Below are 26,063 nucleotides of genomic sequence, written 5' to 3'. Positions count from 1 at the left end.
CGCCATGGCTACCATCTAAACATGAAAGCTGTTTTTGTTCAACTTTTTTGATAAATAGCAGCGAATTAGTAAATTCAGTGTCTGTTTTTCCGGAAAGCCGCGGCAAAAAACAATATAAATGTAATATAAAGACAATAACCCTTTTAGGTCATAAAGGATAATGGCGTTATGGGGGTGTTAGAGTGCATAAACCGTCACAGCTAACCAATTTGCAACTTAGCATCAAGATATTCAAACGAAAATATTACTGACAGATAAAATAAATTCGAAAAAATATCTAAAATATTACTGTGGGTAATATTATTTGATTATATTTGCATCGTAGTTCTTTGAAATATCTGTGTAAATCAGTCCAAGTGTTTTGATTTTAAATTATTAAAGCAATTGAAGAGGCAATGCCTCCACCCATTTTGGGTTCTTGTAGCACACACAAGAATTCTCCTGTCCCGTTGAGAAAGACAACGACTAGACTAAGAGATGTTGTTATGTTACGCTCCATGCTTATTTAGAATTGGATTATCTCCTTTTTAAAAAAGCAGGAAATCGAGAAGTGTTTGAACGTATCTATTATGGACTGGTGCTATTGAATGAGCAGGCAATAATGCCATAGTTCATAAATACATAAATATGTTAAAACACAGATTAGACCACCTCTCAAATGGGGTTAGGTCATTATTAAATGAGAACGGGTACGAGTTCTCGGAAGCAGACAAAGCTCTTCTAGAAAAAATCTTAGAAGAGTTAGAAGAGATGAAAAGCAATGAAAGTGGCAGTAGCCAAAGTCGATTGTTTGAAATTCTCTCCTTGGTCATTAGATATTTAAAATTCTTCGGAGTTGATGATATTAGCGACTTATTCTAATTCCACACTTCTCTTTTTTTTAATTAAAATAAGTAACTATGAATATAGGTAACGCAATAAAAGGTCTCAGAAAGCAAAAAGGATTTAAACAAAATGATTTTGCTGAGATTTGTGGATTATCGCAATCCTATTTATCCCTTATTGAAAAAGGAAAAAAAGAACCGACTTTGAGTTTGTTAAAGCAAATTTCATCTGCTTTATCCATGCCTCTTCCTATTTTAGTATTCCTTTCTTTGGATATGGACGATGTCGCTGATTCTAAAAAAGCGGCATTTAAATTGTTGGAACCATCCATAAAAGGATTAATAAGCGATGTATTTATTGCTGAAACAGCATAGTTATTTTGAAACGGAGAGTCAAAGATTTAGCATATGCACTTCATTGTGAAAAAGAGGAGCTCAATAATATTGCTTTAAAACTGGATTCTAATGAAGATAGTTTCTATCGTGCATGGGAAGAACCAAAAAAAGATGAATACGGTAGACAAAAGCTTAAGGACGGAATACCACAAACCAGACCAATAAATGCTCCAATCAAAGAACTAAAAGTTCTCCAATCAAAAATTTTAAATAAAGTCCTTTATTCATACGAATTGCCTGAATATTTCTACGGTGGGATTAAAGGAAAGGATGCTGTTACTAATGCAAGGGTACATCAAGGGAATAAGTATTTTTTCCAAACTGATTTAAAGGATTTTTATCCATCAATTCATTATTCCCGTGTTGAGAAGGCATTAAGAAAAATTGGTTTCTATCCAGATGTTGCAAGGATAATTACAAGATTATGTACTAAAGAAGGAGCAATTCCTCAGGGGTGTCCAACTTCATCCTATTTAGCTGCATTGGTAGTTTATGATTGTGCAAATGATTTGTTAGAAAAATATATTAAAGAACAATTCAAGGTAACTCTTTATGTTGACGATTTAACTATTTCTAGTCCAGTAGACTTTAAAAATAGGTCCGTTGAAATATTAGAAGAACTTAGAAAAAGAGACTTGAAAATTAACTTTGATAAAACTAGATACTATTCTAAAAACCCGATTGTAACAGGAGTTGTAGTTAAAAATAATGGAATTTCAGCACCTGAATCTGCTTATATAAAGTCAAAGGATTTAATGCTCTCAGAGAATTCTAGAAAAGGACATTTAATGAGAATTGATTATATAAATAAAATAAGGAAGAAAAAACATTAAATACGCACTCTAACACGCGGTATAAAATATTGGGGTTTAGGTGGTTATGTGATCATTCTGCCACGCATAAAGTTTGGTGTAACTGGATAGGAAAGTAACCCGCAATCCCCAACGATTTCATACCGCCACCGTTGTGCTTCATAAAAAGATACCCCGAAATATCATGAGCATTATAAATAAGAAAATAACACAAAAGACTATAATAGTTTGCACCTTGATTTTATTGATTTCTTGTAGTAACGGAACCAGAGAATCAAATAAAATTGTCAATACTGAAGATACCATAAGTGCAAAAACCAAAAGTGTTGAAAATAAGTTTGCAGAATCATATTTCATAGAAAAGACATTCATTCTAGACTTAGATTATGATACAATTCTTGACACTTTAAAGCTAATCGACATTAAATATACAAATACACAGACTTACAAAACTTTTGATGACCATGGGTATAGAAGGATTTCAATAAGTAATAAGTTAGGTAATTTAACTATTGATAATCTTGATGCTTGGGGGAATGAAATTGAATGTGATTCGATTGATAATATAATCTTAGACAATAAGGAATATAATTTTAAAGTTGTTGCAATAAATAAAAAATCGACTGGATTGATATTTTCTAAGTATTTGTACGGGAGTGATTATGATTACCATACTATAATAGCAGTTGACTCGACATCCAAACCGACTATTTGCATGGATTCTACAATTAGGATAAAAGCATTCCGAAATATAGATAAAGATGGCAATAATGAAATAATTGGAATATTGGGTTATGATAATATTTATAGATTAGGGTTTATTAAAAGTTCTCCAGTTGGAGACAAACCTTATCATATTTTAGACTATAAAAATAGGTTATATCGAAATAATGACAGTCTTTTCTATTCGTATAATAAGAGATATTACAGATTCAGAGAATATCCAGAGGGTTCGCTCAAAAAACTGACAAATTCTGATTTGAAGAATAGAAATCAAACTGAACTGAGACTGATGAGAAACGAAATTTTTGCTCAATATGGATATATTTTTAAGTCAAAGGATTTACAAGATTATTTTTCTAAAAAAGAGTGGTATAATGAGAGAGGAAATGGGGAGTTTCAATTTTGCTTTACTGATAATGAAAAATACAATATTGATTTGATAAAGAAATTTGAGGAATAATTACGAAGCACAATATATAGGAGTATGAGCGGTCGGCACGACCCAGCGATTACTCCAGGTTGAACGACATCCCGGTAGAACTACAACAAAATACGATGGACCTACTGTCGTTTTTTTATGTTTTTGAGAAGAATGCCCATGCTTTAATTGTGTTGCTTTAAACTCTTTGTTTTTAAAAAAAGAGAGCATTTTGCAACTCAAAAGTTAAAAACCAATCTCTTTTTGGCTTAAAACCTACCCTTTAGACAATACACCCCCTAACCACTAACCCCATGTTCATGAAGTTTTTAAGGGAGGTGTTTTGTTGGTTACAGCAACTTTGCAAAAAGCATAGAAGATCCTGCGGGTGACCAAATTCTGGGCATAGTTCTTATGACAATCAGACGTCCCTTTTTGCAATGAGGACATTTGGTCACGTCAATCCCGGTTAATCTTAAAATACGTTCTGAAGCTGTTTCTTCCTTTTTGGGTACCATCAATTGGTCAATGTCAGGTTTCTCATCCGGCACAAATTGCAAATTCAGATGGCGCTTTGTGGAATGGTGATAAATGCCGAACCGACGGATGCGTACGTAACCATCCGGCATGACATGCAGGCAGAATCGACGCAGAAACGATCCCTCTTTGAGTGGCGGTAGTTTTTTTGGATATAACGAAACATTTCCGTTTCAAGATGTTGAAATTGGACAAAAATGTGTAACGGCGACCCCTTGAGAACCTCGGGGCGCACGCTCCTCCCCCAAGGCAGCATGATTCTGCCAAATGGCAGCATGGCTCTCCCCAAGCAGCGAAGGTTCATTTTTGAAGATTTGCTCTTTATGCGCCATGGCTACCATCTAAACATGAAAGCAGTTTTTGTTCAACTTTTTTGATAAATAGCAGCGAATTAGTAAATTCATTGTCTGTTTTTCCGGAAATCACCGGCAAAAAGACAATATAAATGTAATATAAAGACAATAACCCTTTTAGACCATAAACGATAATGGCGTTATGGGGCATTTAAACAAGACTAAAAAATGAACACACCACTTTCAGACATACAAAAACAAAGACTTAAAATACTTGAGCCCAAACTTGAAGTCGCAATAAAAAATCAGGACATTCAAGCAGCTAAAGCATTGGTTTTAGATTTGCAAGTTTTATTAAGACCGACTAATCATTTTGTTCGTTTGAGTCAGTCCAAAAATAAATTATTTGAACTTTCAATAGAACTTGGCGATTATGATTTTGCAATTAACGGATTAAACTCAAATAGAGAGGTTCTTAACAAGAATACAAGAATCTATCTTGAGACAACATCCCTTATGGCAATATGCTATGTTCGAATGCAGGAAATAATAAAAGCGAAACCATATATAAAAGAAGTACTAACTAACAAAAGCGTTATAAAGTCAGATAGGACAAGAAAGATTTTTCACAAAGAGATAATTAACAGATTTAACGAAGAAGTTGCTCTTTGTACATTAAAGAGTTCAGATGATGTAAGTTATAATGAGGATGAAATTGAACAAGAAGTAATAAGAATTATTCAGACTTTAACAGAACAAGAAATATTTGCACAAATAGGACAAGCATCACCAAGAGCAACAAAAGAGTTGATGTTTTTGGTATATGATTACTCGACTAAACAACTTCCTTCTGCTGAAAGATTAGCTTTGCCAAGCCCTACACAAAAAATCAAAGATACCGAAGTTGGACAAACAGTCTTCGAGTCAGTAAAAAGAGTTATTTATAATTCTTTATGTAATCCAGAAAGTGATATTTACAAAACATGGTTCAACAATGGGATGAAAATTGTTTTATCAAAAGGATACATCAGATCAGCAGTGATTTCTTGTTTGGTAAATTTGGGAGTAGGAATAAAAATGATTGCTGCTTCGATAATTGCGCTAATTATGAAATTAGGAATTGAAATTTATTGTGAGAGATATAAACCAATCAGTCTAATGGAAATAAGAGATAAATAAAAAACGCCCCCATAACATTTTGTTTATTGCATAGCGGTGGTAGTGCGTATTCGTTGTTCGGATTCTCGCACGATCATCCGTCCGTACCCGGACTGATAATCACACGTAATCCGCAACGACAACAAACAATTTACCGTTGTGCTTCATGCTGAAAAACCAATCAACAATAAACTATGAGACTGCAAACTATAAAAATTAAAAACTTCAGAAGTTATCAGGAACCAATTGAAATATCAGTTGGGAATCTTACAACATTTGTTGGTAAAAATGATATAGGAAAATCTACAATTTTAGAAGCCCTTGACATCTTCTTTAATAAAGGGAAAGGTGCCATAAAAATGGACAAAGATGATGTAAATAAAACTTGTCTATCCAATGGAGATACAATAACTGAAATATCTCTAACTTTTGACCAATTCCCTAATTCAATTGTTATTGATAGCACATATGAAACATCTTTAGAAAGTGAATATCTTTTGAATGTAAATGGTCATTTAGAAATAATAAAAAGATATAACAACGGTGGTAGTGAGAAAGTATTTATAAAAGCTAATCACCCAACAAATGAAAATTGCTCTGACCTTCTTCTAAAAACTCAAAAAGCCCTTCAAAAAATAGTTGCAGATAATGAAATTGAATGCGAAAACCGAACTATAAATGCTGTTATGAGAACAGCTATTTGGTCTCACCACTCAGAAAACCTTGAGCTAGAAGAAATTGAAATTGATGTTACAAAAGGGGAAACAAAGTCAATTTGGGATAAATTAGAGAATTACTTACCTCTTTACACACTTTTCCAGTCCGACCGAAAAAATAGCGATGGAGACAATGAGGTTCAAGACCCTTTGAATGAAGCTGTAAAACAAATAATGAATGATAATCAAATTCAGGAAACATTGGCGGGTGTTGCAGAGCTTGTTGAAGGAAAGTTACAGGAAGTTGCGGATTTAACTCTAGACAAACTACGCGAGATGAACCCTCAAATTGCGGATAGTTTAAATCCTGTTATTCCTTCATCAGACAGTCTAAAGTGGAATGACGTTTTTAAGAAGGTTTCCATTACAGGTGACGAAGATATTCCTATTAACAAAAGAGGAAGTGGCGTAAAAAGGCTTATTCTCTTAAACTTTTTTAGAGCTGAAGCCGACCGGAGACGAAGAGAGAGAAATGTTCCTAGTGTCATTTATGCAATTGAAGAACCAGAAACATCCCAACACACAGCGCATCAAAAGTTATTGATTCAAGCATTAATTAATTTATCGGGCGCAGATAATACTCAAATTTTATTGACAACACATAGTCCAGTTATAGTTAAAAAAATGGCTTTTGACCAGTTGAGGTTGATACAGATTGAAGACGGAGTAAAGACTGTCAATTCAGTTGCACCTGGACAACTTCCTTATCCATCTCTGAATGAGGTAAATTATGCGGCATTTGAGGAAATATCAGAAGAATATCATAATGAATTATATGGTTTTTTGGAAAGTGAGGGTCTAATAAATGATTTTAAAGAAGGAAAAGAAACTATTGATTATATACGACTTAGACGAGATGGCTCAACACTCACTGAGCAAAAGATATTGACTGAATATATTCGACATCAAATACATCATCCTGAAAATAATCATAATGTGAGATTTGATGAAAATCAATTAAGCGAATCAATTAGACTTATGAGAACTTTTATTGACAATCAAAACTAAAAGCACGAAAGCACAATAGAGTAGACTGCCGCAAGGCCATTAGCCTAGCGGAGAGCCTCTCACACCACCGTACGTACGCGAGCTCTGCTCCCACCTTTCGTTCAAAATATTCACAGGATATTTTTCACTCGGGTGCATATACGGCGGTTCGTACCTTGATGGGTTAAGCGACACATGAAATTCCGGCATAGATATGTAACCGCGTCTCTTTAGTCTTGAAATAGTTATGGTTGTTCCTAAAAACAGGACTTTGAGCAATTGCCCATCCCCCTTTCCGGGAACGACTTATGATGTGGTTACTGACCCATACAATTATGCTTCTTATCCCGTTCCTGTTGGTCAGTTCAGACTTTTGAAGGCTCGCTTACTTCACTGCACGAATCACTCCAAACCAGCTTGCGACTTACTAATGTTTCCCGGTGTTAACCAGGCACATAAGAGACTTGCACTCGTCGGACTTTCTCACAATAAAATGTGAAAATTTGTTTATATTTACCATTCAAGCCAACACACAAGCGGTCATAAAACATTTGGGGGAAAGTAGCTATTCGAGTATTCTGCCACGCATCAAAGTTTGGTAACGGTAGATATGAACGAAACCCGCTCTCCCAAACGTTCCATACCGCGGGGCGTTGTGGTGCATTTAAAATGACGCTGCGAATTACCAAAAAAAGCCTTTGTTGATTCGAAAAGATTATCTAAATTTGTATCCAAATGAATACACATTAGTAAATGTACTTTATTGAGAAAACAGTTGAGTTTGACAAATGGCTTAAAAAACTGAAAGATTTAAGAGCCAAAGCAAAAATACTATTCCGGATTCAAAAGCTTGAAAGCGATGAACACTTTGGAGATTGTAGGCCTGTTGGAGAAGGAATTAGAGAACTGAAAATAAACTATGCTAAAGGATACAGAGTTTATTTTAAAGAAAAAGACGGAAAAATTATTATTCTACTTATTGGCGGAGACAAATCAACCCAACCAAAAGACATTGAAAAGGCAAAAGACATTTTAAAAAAATTTAAAAAGTAGAGATATGGAAGCTTCAAAATTCGACATAGCAGATTATTTAGATAGTAACGAAATGATTACAGAATATCTCAACGCTGTTTTGGAGGAAGGAGATAATTCTGATGTTATTACTGCAATTGGACATATTGCAAAAGCAATTGGAATGACTAAAATTGCGGAGGAAACTGGACTAAGTAGACCGAGCTTATATAAAGCTTTATCTGAGGGATCAAAGCCTCAATTTGAGACAATTATGAAAGTATTAAAAGCTATTGGAGGTCAAATTAAGATAAATCCAATAGGTGGTGTTGCTTAAAATATAATAGACGATTCCTCATTGACATAAAGACAAAAAAACAAAAACGCACCACAATCGAGTAGACTGCCGCCAGGCTAAAATACTGGCGGAGAGCCTCTCAAACCACCGTACGTACGCGAGCTCTGCTCCCACCTTTCGTTCAAAATATTCACAGGATATTTTTCACTCTGGTGCATATACGGCGGTTCGTATCTTGATGGGTTAAGCGACAAATGAAGTCCCGGCATAGATATGTAACCGCGTCTCTTTAGTCTTGAAATAGTTATAGTTGTTCCTAAAACAGGACTTTGAGCAATTAATAAACCCCGCACATTTAATTTCTTCACAAAACTCAAATGTGTTTTTAAAGCGTACAAAAATTAAATTCGCTACTTAATAAATTGGTAAGTAAGTGCAAGCAAATTCGCACTACGCTTACAATAACGTTAGGCTGCATGTTCAGACCTTCAAATGAGAATAAAAATTTGACAATCCATAAATAAGTACTTATATTCGTACTTTATTAATTACTTAAATAAGTAGATTATGATAGCAGCAAATTTTTCAGAATTTAGGACAAAATTAAAAATGTACCTTGATAATGTTGAAGATAATAATGAGACATTGATAGTAAAGAGGAAGACAGGAAAAGGCACTGTAATGCTTTCATTGGATGAGTATAATTCAATAATGGAGACTGTACATCTGTTAAGTTCAAAAACTAATGCGGATAGATTGTATGAGTCCATAAATCAAATGAAAAAAGGTGATATAATCACGAATAATTTGATAGAGGACTGATGAGAATTACTTTTTCAAAAAACGCATGGGAAGATTATCTTTCTTGGGAAAAAGAGGATAAAAAAACACTTCGAAAGATAAACGAACTAATTAAGGATATCCAAAGAACTCCTTATGAGGGGGTTGGTAAGCCAGAACCATTAAAATACGATTTGGCTGGATTTTGGTCTCGTCGGATTGATTTAGAACACAGATTAGTATATCAATACCGGGAAAGTGAAACATTGATTTATTCTTGTAGATTTCATTATGATAACTAGAAACACGCACCTAATCGAGTAGACTGCCGCCAGGCTAAAAGCACAGCGGATAGCCTCTCACACCACTGTACGTACGCGAGCTCTGCTCCAACCTTTCATTCAAAATATTCACAGGATATTTTTCACTCGGGTGCATATACGGCGGTTTGTACCTTGATGGGTTAAGCGACAAATGAAATTCCGGCATAGATATGTAACCGCGTCTCTTTAGTCTTGAAATAGTTATGGTTGTTCCTAAAACAGGACTTTGAGCAATTGCCCATCCCCCTTTCCGGGAACGACTAATAATGTGGTTACTTACCCATACAATTATGCTTCTTATTCCGTTCCTGTTCGTCAGTTCAGACTTTTGAAGGCTTGAAATCACTTACGTTTCTTAGTCGAGTCGTTAGCGGCAAGCTAGCCACCCAGTTGCAATACGTACAATTTGATATTTATTCGCACGGATTAGATTCTATTTTGTAACTTTGCACGTATAAATTAATAATTAAACGGCCGTGTTATGAATACAAAGCTAACATTGACAATTGAAAAGGCATTAATTGAAAAGGCTAAGCATTATGCTAAAGGTAAAGGGAGAAGTTTATCTGATATTGTTGAGAATTACCTCAAAGTGATAATAAAGGAAGATAATACCAAAGTAATTGATTCGACTCCAATAGCTTCTTCATTACGAGGTTCTTTTAAAGCACCACAACAATTTGATTACAAAGAGGAGTTAGCAAAGGGACTATCAAAGAAATATTTGTAATATGGATAAAGTATTAATTGATACTGATGTAATCTTAGATTTCTTTTTTGACAGGCAGCCTTTTGCAGAGTATTCTACGCAAGTAATAGGATTATGTGAGACAAATAAAATAAAAGGATTTGTTACTCCTGTGATTTATAGTAATGTTTATTACTTATTAAGACAAACAGCAAGACACGATAAAGTGATTGATAACCTAAAACAATTACTCATGATTACAGATGTTTTGCTTATGGATAGGGAAGTTGTAAGCAATGCTCTCAACTCTGGATTTAAAAATTTTGAGGACAGCTTGCAAAATTTTGCTGCGATGAAAAATGGAGAAATCGATGTGATTTTAACTCGAAATTTAAAAGATTTTAGTAAAAGTGAGATTGGTGTCTTAACGCCAGAATCTTACATAAAGTCTATTATCGCCAGCCGCTAAAGGAGTAGACGGCTGACGCTGAAATGACCGCCATTGTGCCTCTTTAGTCTTGAAATAGTGATGGTTGTTCCTAAAACAGGACTTTGAGCAATTGCCCATTCCCCTTGCCGGGAACGACTTATGATGTGGTTACTGACCCATACAATTATGCCTCTTATTCCGTTCCTGTTCGTCAGTTCAGCCTTTTGCAGGCTCGCTCACTTCACTGCATGAATCACTCCAAACCAGCTTGCGACTTACTAATGTTTCCCGGTGTTAACCAGGCACATAAGAGACTTGCACCCGCCGGACTATCTCTCATATAATTGTTGTAACTATAGGTTATTGCACCGCAATCGTCATACACCGGCCTCTCAGAGCCGCCAGATACCCATTGATCTCATCTTCGCTTACGTGTTCGGGTAATTTGTGATATGAGCTATTCCGAAGGGATTTAGTCAACATCGATTTTAAACATCATGGGGGAAAAATTCAAAAAAAAATGCAAGAGACGTATAATTTAAGTCAGACATGTCAACAAATGACTACTTTTGTGCCTTAAAAAAAATATGCGACCCAGAGTCTGTTCTTCTGCGTTACGTTTGCTTTCATAATGGTCAATTACCCTGGTAACCTCACCTTTTTCGAGCTACGCAAACCTTGAATTTGAATGTTTCTTAATAAGCAATTAAGTTTTATTGCTGCTACTAATTATGTTATGAACAAATTTAAAAATTACAAAGAAAACCCGATGTACGCCTACCTGGTGCTACTTGTTTTAGCCTCAGCAATAGGTTTTCAGGGATGGCAGACCTTGTTTAATAATTTTGCCGTTGATACCATTGGCCTTAATTCCTTTCAGGTTGGCACCATTCAATCGGTAAAGGAAATTCCCGGCTTTCTGACGTTCTTCGCCGTATTTATTTTACTGATTGTAGCAGAACATCGTTTTGCCGCACTGGCCATCGTCACACTTGGCATTGGCAACCTTATGGTGGGTTTGTTTCCATCATTCGGAGGATTATTACTGACAACACTAACCCTATCGATGGGGTTTCATTATTTTGAAACGAGTAACCAATCGCTAACGCTACAGTATTTTGCAGGCGAAAGAGTGCCGATAGTGCTGGCAAAACTAAAAAGTTATACAGCAATAGGCAATGTTGGGGTTGGCGTGTTCATCTGGATCATATCGAAACATCTGGAGATAAACTACATATTTACCATTATTGGCGCTATTGTAGTGCTTATGGGTCTTTATTCCTTCACGAAAAAGCCTGTGGATAAAACCCTGCCGCCACAGCACAAAAAATTAGTCTTAAAAAAGAAATATTGGCTTTTTTATGTTCTGAACCTGTTAAGTGGCGCACGGCGACAAATTTTCATGGTCTTCTCCATATTTCTGCTGGTTCAGAAATACCATTTTTCGGTAGCCTTTATCACTACGCTATTTATAATTAACAATATCATCACTTATTTTTTAAGTCCGGTCGTTGGCAAAGCTGTTAATCGATATGGAGAGCGCACAATGTTGACCATTGAGTATTCAGGGTTGTTCTTAGTGTTTATGGGCTATGCACTTATCGAAAACGCCCATTTTGCGACTGCAATGTATTTGGTAGATAATCTATTCTTTAGTTTTGTTATTTCCATCAATTCATTTTTCAGAAAACAGGCCGATCCAAAAGATATTGCGCCATCGATGTCGGTGGGTTTTACCATCAATCATTTAACAGCAGTCATTTTGCCGGTCATTGGCGGCCTCTTGTGGACCATCAGCTGGCGTATTCCGTTTTTTGCTTCCGCCGGATTAGCACTTCTGTCACTCTATTTTTCCCAAAAAGTAAGGACAAACAAATAACGACACGCATGTAGTGGCTGCATTCATGCTGCCACGATGCATTCATGCTGCCACGATGCATTCATGCTGCCACGATGCATTACATCATTCGTGAGCAGGTCATTCAAATAAAACGGGACAAAATTTATCGTGAATAGGCCACATATTCGATCCGCCTTTTTAAATCTGTTGCAGACGCTACCAAAGATGATAAAACCAAAAGAGGGCATTTCCAAATCAGGAAGCCCTCTTCGATAACTCAAGCTGAACGGGGTGTTATTCCATCCCCAGTTTCACCACTGCTTTTTTAATTTTTTTAATGGTACCTGTATGTACCATGGCTTTATGAATTTCGCCCGGGAAAAAGATGACAAAACCGTTATCAGGCACAAATATCTCAACGCCATTGCCTTCATACACCGTCATATCTTTTTCGGCATTATAAGGCTGAGCTATTTTCATTTCAGAGCCGTCGGCATAAAAAATGCGTTCTTCACCGTCGGCCAAAAAGTGAATATCCATGAATTTATCATGAGATTCCCAGATACTATCCTCATAATTTTTGGTGTCGCGTATCATGCCATTAACGAACAAATGATCGGCAACCAATTCATTTTTTCCTTCCGGAAAATCTTCGTCATCAATATTTTCCAAAAAATCAAAAGCCTGCTCCAAAGAAGGATGTAACATAAAATACCTTGAAGCATTTTCGAGCGTATCTATAATCATAACAAAAAGTTTAATTGAAGTTCATTTTTAAGGCTACAAAGTTATAAAAGATTGTACGCCCGCGACGCAAAATGCCAAATCATGATTTTTTTTTTTTATCAACAGCTTCATCCATTTAGTGTCAGCAAGAAACCACCATTTCGTTACGTTTCAATTGCGCTATTTAATAAGTTTCCGGGTGTTCACAAAAAGTATTGGTACTTTTCGCCCCCTCGTGAAAGGCTTATAAACAATAGCTACCTAAAGGCTTCAAAAACCATTCAAAAGAACAACTTTGGTTTTCTTAAACACAAGGGGGCAGCCAACCTCAAATCAGCAGCCGGACACCCCCAAAAACAACCCGGTAAACTTACTTTTTGCTGACACTGATTGTTAAACACGGCACTAATAGGATTTCACAATATCCCAGACAAAAGCCCGCACCCCAATATCCTTATTACGACGATCCAGTTTTTTCACGGTAGCCAGCAGCGGGTCAACCTGATCGTCTTCAACCATTGTGATAACTGCCGAATTCATCTCCGGCCAGGTGTGCGTACCACGACGCGGCTCTCCATCAACACTCCCCTGTCCCTGTACCTGCTCAAAAAAAGTAAATCCCCGGATGCCCAGATATTCAAGCATATATTCAACACGTTCGGTGTTGGCCTGGTTAAAAACTATAAAAACTGACTTCATGTGTTGATAATTTATTTATTAAGGTCACATGAAACTCGCCGGAATTAATCATCATCTTGTGCGTGAAATAACTCCCATGGCTCGTTTCAGATGTTTAAATTTTTAATTCATTTATCGGTTGCTGAAAGAACGACAAAAGATACGTCGCTCTTTCAACAAACTTTATTTGCTAGTGCTCTCGTCGTCGGATATTCTGAGGAAGAAAAATTCCTTACGATTTTTCTCCTCTTTATCGCGTTCGCCGTGTCGTGACATAATACCATACAGCACAGGAACAACAATAAGCGTAACAAGGGTTGAAAACATCAAACCACCCATTACCACCACGCCCATTGGACGCCATGTTTCAGAGCCCGAACCCTGGCTGAGAGCCATGGGGAGCATTCCCAGAATAGTTGTAAATGCGGTCATTAATACCGGTCGTAAACGCGAAGAACCCGACAGTGCAATGGCTTCGTTTAACTCATAACCACGATCGCGCATCAGGTTAATATAATCGACCAGAACAATCCCATTTTTAACCACAATACCCACCAGCATGATTACCCCCAGGGCACCAATCATATCCAGCGATATTCCGGTGACAAACAAGGCCATTACAACACCAGAGAAAGCAAAAGGTACAGACATCATAATGATGAAAGGTTTAGACATGGACTCAAACTGAGAAGCCATCACAATATAAACCAACAAAACAATCAATGCCAGTAACAACATCATATCGCCAAAAGTCTCCTGCTGGTCTTCATAGTCACCTGCCAGTCGAATAGTGGCACCCTGTGGCACTTCAATATTCTGTATGGCATTTTCAATATTAATAGCCAATTCGCCCAACGAAATTTTGTAAGGCGTCACCTTCACCGAAACAATCCGCTGCCGGCTTTTACGTTCAATGGTTGGAGGCGTCCAGTATTCTTCAACGGTAGCAATTTCGCTCAACTTAACGTTCCCCTTTGCGGTAGGAATGGAAAGTGACTGAATATCGGAAATGGAATTTCGATCCTCTTCTTTAACCCGCACCTTAATATCGTATTCTTCACCATCTTCCTTCAAATAACCTGCCGACATGCCAGCCACACGGTTGTAAACATAAGCCGACACCATTGTGGCGTTTAAACCAAGACGCGACAGTTTCTCCTTATCCACATTAATCTTCAACTCAGCGCGGTCGTCATCACGACTGATGGTTACATCACGGGCACCCGAAACCGTCTTTAGTTTATTTTGAATTTGCTCAGCCAGAATATTTGTCTGGTCAAAATCGTGTCCATAAATTTCAACATCAACAGTAGAAGCAGCGCCTGCCATTCCACTTGACACCTGAGCCTGGAAATCAATAATTTCAGGATATCGGGCCATTTCCTTTCTCAAATCTTCGGCCACATCAAAAGCGCTGCGCTCACGATCGCGCTTATCAACCAATACAACCGTCATCGAAATGGTGTTATTGGTAGAAGACGAGAACAGGGCCGAAATACCGGCGTCATCGGAAGAACCGGCGGTGGTTGACACCACTTTAATTTCGGGGGCAAGAGACATAAACCGGCTTTCGAGCTGACGGGCTGTTTTCAACGTTTCTTCGAGACGGGTACCACGATTAAGTTCTACACTGACAGTTATACGCCCCATGTCGCTTTGTTGCATAAAATCAGTACCAATAAAACCCAAAAACAAGGGAAGCATCGTCACAATAAACACAGAAATGATAATACCTAAAGTCAGTTTTTTATGATGCAAACTATAACGAAGCACCTTAGCATACCAGGCATCCAGACGGTCGAAAGCACCTACCACATATTTCTGATACCAGTTACTTTTAGGCACCTCGGGAATCACATTACCATGCTCATCAACACTAACTTTACGTGCTTTAAGCAGCTTTGAACTCAACATAGGCGTCAGCGAAATGGCAACCAGCGTTGATGTAACCACAACAATAGTGACAATCCAGCCCAATTCTTTAAACATAATACCGGCCAATCCGCCCAACATCGTTAAAGGAACAAACACGGCCACAATCACCAGCGTGGTGGCAATTACCGAAACCCAGACCTCATTGGTGGCATAAATAGCCGCTTCGCGCGGACTGGATCCCCGTTCAACGTGCCGTGTAATATTTTCAAGTACCACAATCGCATCGTCAACCACCATTCCAATAGCAATGGTCAATGACGACAAAGAAATGATATTAAGAGAACTACCAACAAAAGCCAGATAAATAAACGAGACAATCAGGGCTATCGGGATTGTAAGACTAATAATGACCGTCGCCCGCCAGCGTCCCAGAAAAACCAAAACGACCAGTACCACAAACAGCAAAGCATAAAGGATAGACTCCTCGAGACTACTGATAGAATCTTCGATATTGGTAGAGGAGTCGTAAATAATATCCACTTTGATATCGGATGGCAATAGTTTCTGAATATTCGCCATCTCTTTGTTTACCTCACGACAAATTTCGACGGTGTTGGCACCCGATTGTTTGGCAATAACCACACGAACCCCATCCTGTCCATTAAATTTTTCATCGAGGGTCAGGTCTTTAATGGTATCTCTAACCGTTGCAATGTCGCGCACAAAAATCTGACGGCCGTCATTGGTGGTTGACACCACAATATTATTTATTTCGGAACTTTCAACGTATTCGCTTCGAACCTGCAACTGATATTGTTCCTTTTCCATTTTCACCGTCCCCGATGATTGATTCAGATTATTACCACTGATAGCATTGCCAACCGCTTCGAGCGAAATATTGTAAGCGTCCAGTTTAACCTGATCAATGTCAACATACACATAACGCTCAGGCGCACCCGACAACGAAATATTACCAATACCATCCACACGATTCAATTGTGGCATAACCACATCATTCAGAATTTTATATAACCCTGCGTAACTTTCATTAGCCGTAACAGAGTACATAATGATAGGCATTGAGCTGGTACTGAACTTAAAAATGAAAGGATTTGAAGCACCACTGGGCAAATTATCCTTGGTCATATCGATGTACGAACGCACATCGTTAATCACCTCATCAAGGTTGCTCCCCCACTCCAGTTCAAGCGTAACCAACGACATATTATCCATTGATTTAGAAGTCAGCTCCTTGAGCCCATCCACCGAATTCAGACTATTCTCCAGTAATCGTGTTACATTGGTTTCCACCTCACTGGCATTAGCCCCCGGATACGAAGTCATAACCGAAATATAGGGTGGCTCTATTTCCGGATATTGGTCAATAGGCAATTGCTTTAACGAATACAATCCTATCACCATCACGGCTACAAAAATAAGGGCTGTTGTAACCGGTTTATTGATTGATGTTTTAAATATACTCATGTTACTTAATAATCAAAGGTTTGTACGAGTACGACAATACCGCACTCTGTTTTAAACACCTAATATTTTTATGATAAGAAAGAAGACGCCCGTTCAAAAAAGACAAATACAATCAGAAACATGGCGCTCCAGTCCCCTCTTTACAAACAAGACAAATCCAGTTGTAAAGACCATTATTCCACCACTTTCAATTTAATACCATTGATAAGTTTCGCTTGCCCCATGGTGACCAATTCATCGCCCACCTTTAGCTCGTCAGAAAAAATCTCAATCAAATCGTCAAAACGTTTACCCAGAGTTACGCTAACACGTTTAGCCACACCGCCGTCGTTAATAAACACATAGCGTTCGTTGGACCCCGTCAGCTTCAGAATAGACTGATAGGGCACCATGATACCATCCACCTGGTCTAATTGCAAAGTCGTACGGACATACATACCCGGGCGCAGTTGATTGTCACTGTTTGGAATTTTAATCTTAACCTGAAAAGTATGTGTGTTCGGATCGATGGTTGGATAAACAATTTCGATGTTAGCTGGAAACTCACGTTTGTCAAACACTTCTGTGGTAACTTTCAGATCCATCCCCTTCTGTACATATGGAATATATAATTCCGGAATTGCAATTAAGGCTTTGAGCAGATGCGTCTGTGTCAGCTCCAGAATTGGATTTCCACTATATAATTCGCCATCTTCATAATTTTTAGCGGAAATAACACCACGGAAAGGCGCCTTTACAAAAGTGTTGGCTTCCAGAAAATCAAGATTTTCTTTGGTCTGTTTGTAAGCCAATTCAGTCTGATCGTAGGTTTGTTGTGACACAGTACCTGTTTCGTGCAATACTTTAATACGTTCAAACTCAACGCCGCTATTAGCAAATGCCAGTTTGGTGGTATTTAACTGATTCTGGTTCATACGCACCAACAAATCACCGGCATTAACGGCAGACCCAACCTCCACATAAATATGTTCAATATTGCCTGTAACCGAAGGCGCAATTTTCACAGTTTCGTAGCCTTCGAGCGTGGTTGACAGTTCAATTTCGCGTGACACCTTCTGTTTTGTAATCGGAGAAACTTTTACAATCTCCGTTCTTTCAGCTTCACCCTGCTGAGCATCTTGTTGCTGCGAACCACAACCGGCCATAACAACAACAGCACTGCATACTACAACGGTTCTGAATACACTGTTCATATTATTAGTTTTTTTATTTTGTTCTATTAATTAATTCTTGTCTATAAAATAGTACTTAACCATCACACTGGTCATCTAAATGGTCGTGGAAAAAGACTTACCTTTTTAGAGCTCGCAAACCGTAATGTTCTATTACCTGGTTCTAGCCAGCGCCTAAATGAACCTCCTAATTATTATTAAGATTAAGAAGATTCTCCAGATCAATTTGCGCGTTAACAACATCGAGCAGAGCCTGAACATAAGCACTCTGGGCAGTCGTTAAATCGGTTCCGGCATTGGTAACATCAAGACTGGCCGCCATACCCTGCTCATATTTGCGTGAAATATCATCGAACACCCGTTGAACCACCACCATATTCTCTTTTTGCGTTTCGAGGCTTTCGTAAGCCGAACTCAGATTGTACACCAATTGACGATGCTGAATAATCAATGACTCACGGGTGTCGTCAAACGTATTTAACTGTTTTTGATAGCCGAACTTGGCCTCCTGCACAGCTTTTACTCTGCTAAAAGAAGAAAAAACAGGTACGGTAAGCGATACGCCAAATAAATTCGGAGGTGTTGAATTCATGGTCGCTTCGTCGCTGTAATATTTTTTTTCAGAATACTGATAAAAGGCCGACACCGAAGGCGCAAATGCCCATTTCTTCAATGTCACCTGCTTTTTAGAAAGGTTCAGACTCTCATTCAGCAGTTGATAATTGTAGTTATTGTCAAGCACAAAATTAACATCAAGCAAAGAAATTGCATTATCAATGCGCATCAAATCATCCAAATTCTCAACCAGTTTAATCTCGGTCTTCACATCCAGACCAAGCTGAAGACGCATTGAGTTATAGATCATTTCCAACGACCGTTTATTGGCGCTAATACTGGTTTTCATGGAAGCAATCCGGACCGAAATAAGGTCGGCATCGGTTTGCACCAGCACGCCCACATTAATCGATTGATTGGTGTAGTACAACAATTTCTCCAGATTTGACAAATTCTCTTCCAGCAGCCCAATGGTCTCATCGAGCACCAAAGCCGAATAATAAAGCTTCTTAACCTGATCAGTGACCTCTTTTTCGGTTTGCCGAAGTGTGATATCCGACATTCGTTTGGCAATATCTTTCAGTTGAACCCCAACCACTTGTGCGCCACTCAAAGCCACCGAAGCCGTAAGTCCCGTTGTTAATGAATTGGGCATTGAAATTTTAAAGTCGCCCAGATTCATCTGGTAATCAAACATATTACTATAATCGGCAGTTGCGCTGACTTGTGGCAACATAGTGGCCAGTGTCTGCCATCGGCTCGCCTCAGCCACGCGCACGTCAAGTGTTGCATTTTTCAATGTTCTATTCTGCTCCAGCGCTTGCAGCTGAGCATCACCAAGCGTCAGGTTAAGCGTATCCTGAGCTGACAAAGAACCAAGATAAAACACTGTCATCAAAAAAAATAAAAGCCTTTTTCGCATTTTCTTATTTTATAATTTAATATTCTACAAACACAGCCAAAAATAAAGCTTGTCTATCAAAGTCCTGACTTTATGGACAGACTCTAAATAAGCAATAAACAACAACATCCATTCAGTTTGCCTGAAAAAAACAGGATACAAATATCATCTCATTCCTTGATAAATGAAAAAAATATCAAGCAATAGACTAGAGCTTTCAATATTCAGCCCAAAAAATTTCAATAATCGGATAATTTAACAAATCAGAGCGATTCTTGAATAAAACCAAAAGAAGAATTAACAATAAATTAAAGTTATAATTTTGCATCGGAATATAGATTGAGTTAGCAAAAAAACGTCATTTATTTTTGTTACTCTCGCTTTAATAATAGTCATTTACGACAATAGACTCACATATTTAAAACTTCGGAAGCCTCAATAATGAAGCATTCTGATCTACCCTTAGAATTTTTGGGGAAACACGAAATAATTCATCTCAATAAAAGAAAAAATATGCCGGCAAAAATAAACAATTGGTACAATTTATTGACATCCTATGCTGTTTGGGTTGCACTGGCTCTGTTTTACTTTGTACTGGGCTTGCAAATAAACCTGATAAGAGGACTATTTCACGTCGTTCTGTTTGTGCCAATGCAATACCTGGTTTACAATCTGAACCTGCGAAAATTTATGCCCCGGTATTACGAAACAGACAAACGTAAGTTCCGGCTTTACAATGCTGCATTAATGCCTCTACTGGCAGGTTTTGGCGTATTGGCAGAAATTGTGTACCGGCATTTTTTCACCGACGATTTAACCCCTTCACATTTCAAATTACTGGGCCCATTTATTCTTCATCTCATTTTATGTCTCATGGCTTTTTGGGTCAGCATGACCCGCTACTTAGTAGCAAAACAAGAAAAAACCAATATTGAGATAGAAACACTAAAACGCGATAAAGCCGAGAGTGAATTAAAATTTCTGAAGACACAAATAAATCCACACTTTCTGTTCAACGCACTAAATAACATATACTCCATGGCCTATACAGGTGACAAATCGGCACCCGAAAAAATTACCATGCTGTCAGATATGTTGCGTTATGTGTTATACGACTGCGAATCAGAATTTATTTCTTTATACAAAGAAATTGATTATATCAGTAGTTTTCTTGAATTTCAGCAACTAAAAACCGAAAAGAGGCAAAATATCACATTTTATGCCGGTCCGTATGACGACAATTACCAAATTGCTCCCATGTTATTAGTTACCTTTGTTGAAAACGGATTTAAGCATAGTAAAATAGAAAAAAACAAACAAGGATTTGTCACCATTCATCTTTCTCAAACCGACGAAAAGTTCTATTTTAGCGTTGAAAACAGTGTCCCCGACAATGTTCCACAAAGCAAAAAATTTAACCGTGGCATTGGCATTGATAACGCACGTAACAGGCTGAATCTGCTCTACCCTGCAAAACACAAACTGAACATCATCAGCGAAGCTAATTTTCATAAAATAGAACTTGAACTCTACAAATAATGGCATCTCAGGAAAAATATAACTGTATAGTTATCGACGATGAATACCTGGCCCGAAAACTTTTAGCCGATTATATCTCAAAAATACCGCAGTTCAGGCTGGTTGAATCGTTCGACTCACCCATAGCTGCCATCGACACCATCACCAAGGGCGATATTGACGTTATTTTCACCGACATAGAAATGCCGGAAATGTCGGGGATGGATTTCATCAAAAACATGGGATTTCCGCTGGCCCCCATCACTGTATTTGTTACGGCCTATCCGCAATATGCTGTTCAGGGATTTGAAGTGAATGCCACTGAATACCTGCTCAAACCGGTTTCTTTTCCACGCTTTATTAAAGCCGTCAATAAAATTACCACCATTCTTAATTTTAGAAAAAAATTATTATTGATGGATGCCACAGAACAAAATACCGTATCAACCCCAATTATTCAGGAAAAAGAAGAAGGAAAAGATTTTATCATCGTTCGGTCAGACCGCAAAATTATAAAATTGCTATACGACGATATTCTTTACATAGAAGGCGCGCTTGAATATGTAACGTTTCACACCAAGGACAACAAATACATGGGACTGTTTTCGTTGCGTAAACTGGAACAAGAACTGCCGGGCAATCGCTTCATGCGTATTCACAAATCGTACATTGTAGCTCTTAATAAAGTGACCGAAATAAATGGGAACCTGGTTAAGGTGGGCACACACACCATCTCGGTCAGCAAAGTCATGAGGCCGGCTCTGTTAAAACATTTTTCAGAAAATCACCAATGAGCATTTACGCCGATTGGAAGCAAAAAAAAAGAGGAACGTTCCAAGCTATTAGTTCCTCTTTTTAAATTAACCACAAACTATTACTTCAATTGTCCTTTAATCCAATCCAAAATACGATGGCGCGTATTGAGTGAAATCCAATGTTCAGTAACCGGCGTAATCAAAGCCTCTTTTTCACAACCCAAAACATTATAAATAATATAACTTGTGGTTGGCGGACACACATTATCATTGTAACCCCAGGTCATGAATACAGGCACCTTTATTTGTCTGGCAAAATTTACCACGTCATAATATTGCAGTGTTTTCATTTTCTGTGGGGTATCCATCCCGGTAAACCGCGTAAACAAATGAGGATAACCACCAGCCCTGCCGGCCTTATAACCAGCCATATCGCTCAACGCGGGATGGTTAGCAGCACAAGCCGTGATCCGGTCGTCGAGAGCAGCTGTCACAAGCGCCAAAGCACCGCCCTGACTACCCCCCTGAACAATCACGTTTTTACCATCCCACTCAGGTAATGAAGTCAAAAAATCAATAGCACGAACGCACGCCAAATACACCTTTTTCATATAATACGAATCACGATCATCTAACCCGTTTACCAAATAGCTATTATTATCACTGCCAAAGGCCTGACTTATCGACTTATAAGTCTCTGCATCCAGGTTGGGTCTGATACCATGAATCTCCATATCAAATCGAATAAAGCCACTTTCGGCGTAAAAAATATCCTTCATGGGATTCATAGGCTTAATGCCGGCACCGGGCGGTGAAAACACAACCGGAAATGGGCCATCACCTTTAGGCATTGTTAGATAACCATATACATAATCACCTTTGCTGTAAGTCTGCAATTTTACAAGATAACAGTCTATTTTATCACTTGAATACTCAGGAACAAAAGTTTTTGTAAACACCATGGGGCATTCAGCTGCTTTGATTTTTGCACCCGTCCAAAAACTCATAAAATCATCGGGTAAAGTTGTGTAAGGCAATAATTTATCCGGTTCAAACCCCACTTTTATGTGATGTTTATAAACTTGTCCATCGAGTTCCACACTCAATCGGCAATCCAAGAAGCCGGGTTGCTCAATCGTTCCTATAGAAACAATTGCCTCCCCATCCTCTAAAATAGCATATCCCGATCGTTCTTCAGGCATCATATCAGGACTTATACTATATCTCACTTCTCGCCCATCCAGCAAAATACCGTATTGATACAACGAGACCTTTATTTCGGCCTTCTCACCCAAACGATACAACCAATCAGCATGATCAGGCGTTGTAACCCATAGTACATCAGAGTGATAAGCTTCGTTCTGAGCAACAACACCGCCGAATATGAAAACAGAGACTACTAAAAATATTAATCTTTTCATAAGCTATTAAATAATTTTTATGGTTAAATATAACATCATTTCTGTGGTTTGCGCTGACATTGACAGATCAATGCAAGCAGTATAATTTTATCTGCCGGACAAAACTCATTAATATCGACGATAGCATTGTTTATAAACAAGTTATAACAACCCTATAGTTTATTCCTATTGCCTCATGAAACTTCCATAAAAGAGTCATGCATGAGAGATTTTTTATCACGGTCATTTCATATTAATACAATTAAAATACAAAATTGGAAGGCCAAAAATAACACCTCTACATTAATCTTCTTACGACAAATTGATCAATCTTTACAATAAATTAATAAAGTAATTAGCCATTATGTACCAGTTTACTAAGCCATGGTGGAAGCCCCAATATACCGACAGAGGCAAGGCTACAAATTGAATATTCAACAAAATTACCGTATATTTGTCGTACAGAACATATTCAGAGGAGCCGAAGAGACATCAAAAGCCGAAATATACTAACGACCGTGTCAGTCGGAATACCATATCACCAATTATAAAAACTCCTCATCACTCACTTTTATCTTCGGAACCGAAAGCACATGGTCACAAACCATACAAAATGGACATATTTACTAAACACCAACAAAACATTGCCCACAGAATTGAATCGAAATCAGAACTTAAAAACTGGCGTGACTGGAAATGGCACATGAAACATGCGATTAAAACCATCGAACAGTTTGAAAATCTTACCGGAATAATATTTACCCCTGCTGAAAAAAGAGAATTTGAAGCAACCATCGAGCATTTTCCTTTATCCATCACACCGTACTACCTTTCACTCATAAAAAAAGAGAATTACAAAAACGATCCCATCTACAAACAAGCATTCCTTGACAACCGCGAATTAATTATCACGCCCAGCGAGATGGGCGACCCCTTGGCCGAAGACAACGACAGTCCGGTACCGGGCATTACTCACCGCTATCCCGACCGGGTTCTGTTCCTCGTAAGCAATGTATGTGCTATGTACTGCCGGCACTGCACCCGAAAACGTAAAGTAGGCGATATTGATTTCATTCCGGCCAAAGACCAAATAGAACAAGGACTTGAATACATTCGCAACACCCCACAAGTGCGTGATGTCCTGCTCTCAGGCGGTGATCCTTTTTTACTGTCGGACGACTATCTGGACTGGATCTTAACCGAGTTGGGAAACATTCCTCATGTACAGGTGATACGTATCGGAACGCGCACCCCGGTTGTTCTGCCTTACCGTATTACTGACGATCTGGTAAATATGCTGAAAAAGCACAACCCGCTGTGGATAAACACCCATTTCAACCATCCACGTGAAATGACCGCTTCGGCTCGCGAAGCACTGGCCAAACTGGCTGATGCGGGCATTCCGCTGGGTAACCAGTCGGTTCTGTTGGCCGACGTGAACGACTGCCCACGCATTATGAAAGAACTGGTCCACAAATTGGTCATGAACCGGGTTCGCCCCTACTATCTCTATCAGTGCGATTTGTCTGAAGGATTATCGCATTTCCGCACGCCCGTTGGCAAGGGCATTGAAATAATGGAAAGCCTGATAGGTCATACCAGTGGTTTTGCCGTGCCAACCTATGTTATTGACGCCCCCGGTGGTGGTGGCAAAATTCCGGTAATGCCCAACTACATCATCTCCTGGAGTTCCAATAAGGTGATATTGAGAAATTATGAAGGTGTGATAACATCTTATCAGGAGCCCGATAAATACGAATCCACCGTTTGCGATCGCGATTGTAAAAACTGTACTCTGGAATTGGATATAGAAAGCGGCGACGAAATAAATGCCATCGGTATAGAACAACTCCTGTCCGATTATGATGAAACCATTTCACTAATACCAGCCAATAACGAACGTTTTGAAAGAAGAGAGGAAACGGTGCATGAAGAAGAGTAATGAAGAGCTGAAATCAACCTTGTCGCATGGTAACGGAAGTGAGCGTGTTTATCTGATGGATTTACATCCGGATGATTTCCCTGCCATCATCGGCATTTTGGATCAAATGGCCAGTGAATACAATTACAGTAAATTATTTGCTAAAGTTCCGGCAAAATATGGTCCCTCGTTTATCAACGCAGGCTATATTATTGAAGCCGCAGTACCGGGCTTTTATAACAATCGTGAAGATGCCTTATTTTTAGTTAAATATACCACGCCTGAACGTCGTCAGCCCGAAACACCTGAGATGATGGCGTTTCAGGAATTATTACTGAAACCGGTTGGCACAATTAAAAATGAACCGGTTAAAGGCTATATCTTCCGACCATTAAAAGAAACCGATGCCGAAGCAATGGCCAGCGTGTTTAAAAAAGTTTTTGCGACCTATCCATTTCCAATCTTCGATCCGGCTTTTTTGATCAAAAGCATGAAAACCGATGACACGCGCTATTTTGGTGCATTTTATGACAACGAGTTGGTTGGCATTAGCTCAGCCGAATGCAATACAGTGAAACAAAATGCAGAGATGACTGACTTTGCTGTATTACCCCTTCACAGGGGAAAAAGACTGGCCAACCACCTGTTGTCGCTAATGGAAGATAGCCTGTCGGCTGATGGTTTTAAAACCCTATACACCATTGCACGCCTGCATTCATTACCCATGAATAAAACCTTTTACAACCAGAGTTACAGATATGCGGGCACATTAATACGTAACACCCAAATTTCCGGGAAAATAGAAAGTATGAATGTGTGGTACAAAAAAATATAAATAGAGTA

Annotated in this window: 24 protein-coding genes and 1 pseudogene; 17 read left to right on the top strand and 8 right to left on the bottom strand. The window is 38.5% G+C overall.

Annotated features, from left to right (window positions below):
- Nucleotides 1-899 precede the first annotated feature (899 nt).
- The 3 genes from ACT3CD_RS16285 (at nt 900) to ACT3CD_RS16275 (ending at nt 3,215) form a co-directional block, all read left to right on the top strand.
- On the top strand, nt 900-1,199 hold the full coding sequence (locus ACT3CD_RS16285) for a helix-turn-helix domain-containing protein (protein ID WP_444646721.1): 300 nt from the start codon (nt 900-902) through the stop codon (nt 1,197-1,199).
- Nucleotides 1,200-1,204: 5 nt separating this feature from the next.
- Nucleotides 1,205-2,053, top strand: a complete 849-nt coding sequence (locus ACT3CD_RS16280) for a reverse transcriptase family protein (RefSeq protein WP_444646719.1) — start codon at nt 1,205-1,207, stop codon at nt 2,051-2,053.
- A 214-nt stretch (nt 2,054-2,267) separates the two neighbouring features.
- Nucleotides 2,268-3,215, top strand: a complete 948-nt coding sequence (locus tag ACT3CD_RS16275) for a YARHG domain-containing protein (protein ID WP_444646718.1) — start codon at nt 2,268-2,270, stop codon at nt 3,213-3,215.
- A gap of 308 nt (nt 3,216-3,523) precedes the next feature.
- On the opposite strand, the pseudogene ACT3CD_RS16270 reads toward ACT3CD_RS16275, so the two are convergent.
- A pseudogene (locus ACT3CD_RS16270) lies at nt 3,524-3,859 on the bottom strand (transposase); the annotation flags it as partial.
- Nucleotides 3,860-4,231: 372 nt separating this feature from the next.
- Between ACT3CD_RS16270 and ACT3CD_RS16265 the strand changes: the two are divergent.
- From ACT3CD_RS16265 to ACT3CD_RS16250, 4 genes are all read left to right on the top strand, one after another.
- A complete protein-coding gene (locus ACT3CD_RS16265; protein ID WP_444646717.1) occupies nt 4,232-5,182 on the top strand; it encodes a hypothetical protein in 951 nt (316 codons plus the stop codon).
- 173 nt (nt 5,183-5,355) lie between these two features.
- A complete protein-coding gene (locus ACT3CD_RS16260) occupies nt 5,356-6,885 on the top strand; it encodes an ATP-binding protein (protein ID WP_444646716.1) in 1,530 nt (509 codons plus the stop codon).
- Between the two features lie 732 nt (nt 6,886-7,617).
- A complete protein-coding gene (locus ACT3CD_RS16255) occupies nt 7,618-7,917 on the top strand; it encodes a type II toxin-antitoxin system RelE/ParE family toxin (RefSeq protein WP_444646715.1) in 300 nt (99 codons plus the stop codon).
- Nucleotides 7,918-7,921: 4 nt separating this feature from the next.
- Nucleotides 7,922-8,212 (top strand): addiction module antidote protein, encoded by a 291-nt coding sequence (locus ACT3CD_RS16250; RefSeq protein WP_444646714.1) that lies wholly within the window; start codon nt 7,922-7,924, stop codon nt 8,210-8,212.
- Between the two features lie 77 nt (nt 8,213-8,289).
- Here ACT3CD_RS16250 and ACT3CD_RS16245 read toward each other — a convergent pair whose 3' ends face one another.
- Nucleotides 8,290-8,541, bottom strand: a complete 252-nt coding sequence (locus ACT3CD_RS16245; RefSeq protein ID WP_444646713.1) for a hypothetical protein — start codon at nt 8,539-8,541, stop codon at nt 8,290-8,292.
- 199 nt (nt 8,542-8,740) lie between these two features.
- Here ACT3CD_RS16245 and ACT3CD_RS16240 point away from each other — a divergent pair, with 199 nt between their 5' ends.
- From ACT3CD_RS16240 to ACT3CD_RS16220, 5 genes are all read left to right on the top strand, one after another.
- Nucleotides 8,741-8,995 carry a type II toxin-antitoxin system Phd/YefM family antitoxin gene (locus ACT3CD_RS16240; protein WP_444646712.1) on the top strand — a complete coding sequence of 85 codons (255 nt, stop codon included), beginning with the start codon at nt 8,741-8,743 and terminating at the stop codon, nt 8,993-8,995.
- A complete protein-coding gene (locus ACT3CD_RS16235) occupies nt 8,995-9,255 on the top strand; it encodes a Txe/YoeB family addiction module toxin (protein WP_444646711.1) in 261 nt (86 codons plus the stop codon). The genes ACT3CD_RS16240 and ACT3CD_RS16235 overlap by 1 nt, the downstream gene beginning before the upstream one ends.
- A gap of 502 nt (nt 9,256-9,757) precedes the next feature.
- Nucleotides 9,758-10,006 (top strand): DUF6364 family protein, encoded by a 249-nt coding sequence (locus tag ACT3CD_RS16230; protein ID WP_444646710.1) that lies wholly within the window; start codon nt 9,758-9,760, stop codon nt 10,004-10,006.
- Nucleotide 10,007: 1 nt separating this feature from the next.
- Nucleotides 10,008-10,433 (top strand): type II toxin-antitoxin system VapC family toxin, encoded by a 426-nt coding sequence (locus ACT3CD_RS16225; protein ID WP_444646709.1) that lies wholly within the window; start codon nt 10,008-10,010, stop codon nt 10,431-10,433.
- Nucleotides 10,434-11,130: 697 nt separating this feature from the next.
- Nucleotides 11,131-12,273 (top strand): MFS transporter, encoded by a 1,143-nt coding sequence (locus ACT3CD_RS16220; protein ID WP_444646708.1) that lies wholly within the window; start codon nt 11,131-11,133, stop codon nt 12,271-12,273.
- 255 nt (nt 12,274-12,528) lie between these two features.
- Here ACT3CD_RS16220 and ACT3CD_RS16215 read toward each other — a convergent pair whose 3' ends face one another.
- Nucleotides 12,529-12,981 (bottom strand): YhcH/YjgK/YiaL family protein, encoded by a 453-nt coding sequence (locus ACT3CD_RS16215; RefSeq protein WP_444646707.1) that lies wholly within the window; start codon nt 12,979-12,981, stop codon nt 12,529-12,531.
- Nucleotides 12,982-13,062: 81 nt separating this feature from the next.
- Between ACT3CD_RS16215 and ACT3CD_RS16210 the strand changes: the two genes are divergently transcribed.
- Nucleotides 13,063-13,344 carry a hypothetical protein gene (locus tag ACT3CD_RS16210; RefSeq protein ID WP_444646706.1) on the top strand — a complete coding sequence of 94 codons (282 nt, stop codon included), beginning with the start codon at nt 13,063-13,065 and terminating at the stop codon, nt 13,342-13,344.
- 21 nt (nt 13,345-13,365) lie between these two features.
- Here the strand turns inward: ACT3CD_RS16210 and ACT3CD_RS16205 are convergent, their stop codons facing one another.
- The 4 genes from ACT3CD_RS16205 to ACT3CD_RS16190 all read right to left on the bottom strand — a co-directional run bounded on the left by ACT3CD_RS16205 (nt 13,366) and on the right by ACT3CD_RS16190 (nt 19,647).
- On the bottom strand, nt 13,366-13,659 hold the full coding sequence (locus ACT3CD_RS16205; protein WP_444646705.1) for a PG0541 family transporter-associated protein: 294 nt from the start codon (nt 13,657-13,659) through the stop codon (nt 13,366-13,368).
- 162 nt (nt 13,660-13,821) lie between these two features.
- On the bottom strand, nt 13,822-16,998 hold the full coding sequence (locus ACT3CD_RS16200; protein WP_444646704.1) for an efflux RND transporter permease subunit: 3,177 nt from the start codon (nt 16,996-16,998) through the stop codon (nt 13,822-13,824).
- A 173-nt stretch (nt 16,999-17,171) separates the two neighbouring features.
- Nucleotides 17,172-18,191, bottom strand: a complete 1,020-nt coding sequence (locus ACT3CD_RS16195; RefSeq protein WP_444646703.1) for an efflux RND transporter periplasmic adaptor subunit — start codon at nt 18,189-18,191, stop codon at nt 17,172-17,174.
- Nucleotides 18,192-18,357: 166 nt separating this feature from the next.
- The gene (locus tag ACT3CD_RS16190) at nt 18,358-19,647 is read right to left on the bottom strand and encodes a TolC family protein (RefSeq protein WP_444646702.1); all 1,290 of its coding nucleotides are present in this window, start codon (nt 19,645-19,647) and stop codon (nt 18,358-18,360) included.
- A gap of 492 nt (nt 19,648-20,139) precedes the next feature.
- Here ACT3CD_RS16190 and ACT3CD_RS16185 point away from each other — a divergent pair, with 492 nt between their 5' ends.
- Together ACT3CD_RS16185 and ACT3CD_RS16180 are read left to right on the top strand one after the other, a co-directional pair.
- The gene (locus ACT3CD_RS16185) at nt 20,140-21,165 is read left to right on the top strand and encodes a sensor histidine kinase (RefSeq protein WP_444646701.1); all 1,026 of its coding nucleotides are present in this window, start codon (nt 20,140-20,142) and stop codon (nt 21,163-21,165) included.
- Entirely contained in the window at nt 21,165-21,938 is a 774-nt protein-coding gene (locus ACT3CD_RS16180) for a LytR/AlgR family response regulator transcription factor (protein ID WP_444646700.1), read from the top strand. The genes ACT3CD_RS16185 and ACT3CD_RS16180 overlap by 1 nt, the downstream gene beginning before the upstream one ends.
- 80 nt (nt 21,939-22,018) lie before the next feature.
- Here ACT3CD_RS16180 and ACT3CD_RS16175 read toward each other — a convergent pair whose 3' ends face one another.
- Nucleotides 22,019-23,320: an acetylxylan esterase gene (locus ACT3CD_RS16175; RefSeq protein WP_444646699.1), complete on the bottom strand. Its 1,302-nt coding sequence runs from the start codon at nt 23,318-23,320 to the stop codon at nt 22,019-22,021.
- A gap of 592 nt (nt 23,321-23,912) precedes the next feature.
- Here ACT3CD_RS16175 and ablA point away from each other — a divergent pair.
- Both ablA and ablB read left to right on the top strand, forming a co-directional pair.
- Complete coding sequence (gene ablA / locus ACT3CD_RS16170) at nt 23,913-25,241, top strand: lysine 2,3-aminomutase (RefSeq protein ID WP_444646698.1); 1,329 nt, start codon at nt 23,913-23,915, stop codon at nt 25,239-25,241.
- Complete coding sequence (gene ablB, locus ACT3CD_RS16165; protein WP_444646697.1) at nt 25,228-26,055, top strand: putative beta-lysine N-acetyltransferase; 828 nt, start codon at nt 25,228-25,230, stop codon at nt 26,053-26,055. Before ablA ends, ablB begins: the two co-directional genes overlap by 14 nt.
- The last annotated feature ends 8 nt before the right edge of the window (nt 26,056-26,063 follow it).

Origin of the sequence: Geofilum sp. OHC36d9 (assembly GCF_052400685.1) — a bacterium.
In the GTDB taxonomy this organism is placed as follows: domain Bacteria; phylum Bacteroidota; class Bacteroidia; order Bacteroidales; family Marinilabiliaceae; genus CAZHHH01.
The sequence above is the reverse complement of the archived record's forward strand: the minus strand, read 5'-3'. Positions and strand labels throughout refer to the sequence as shown.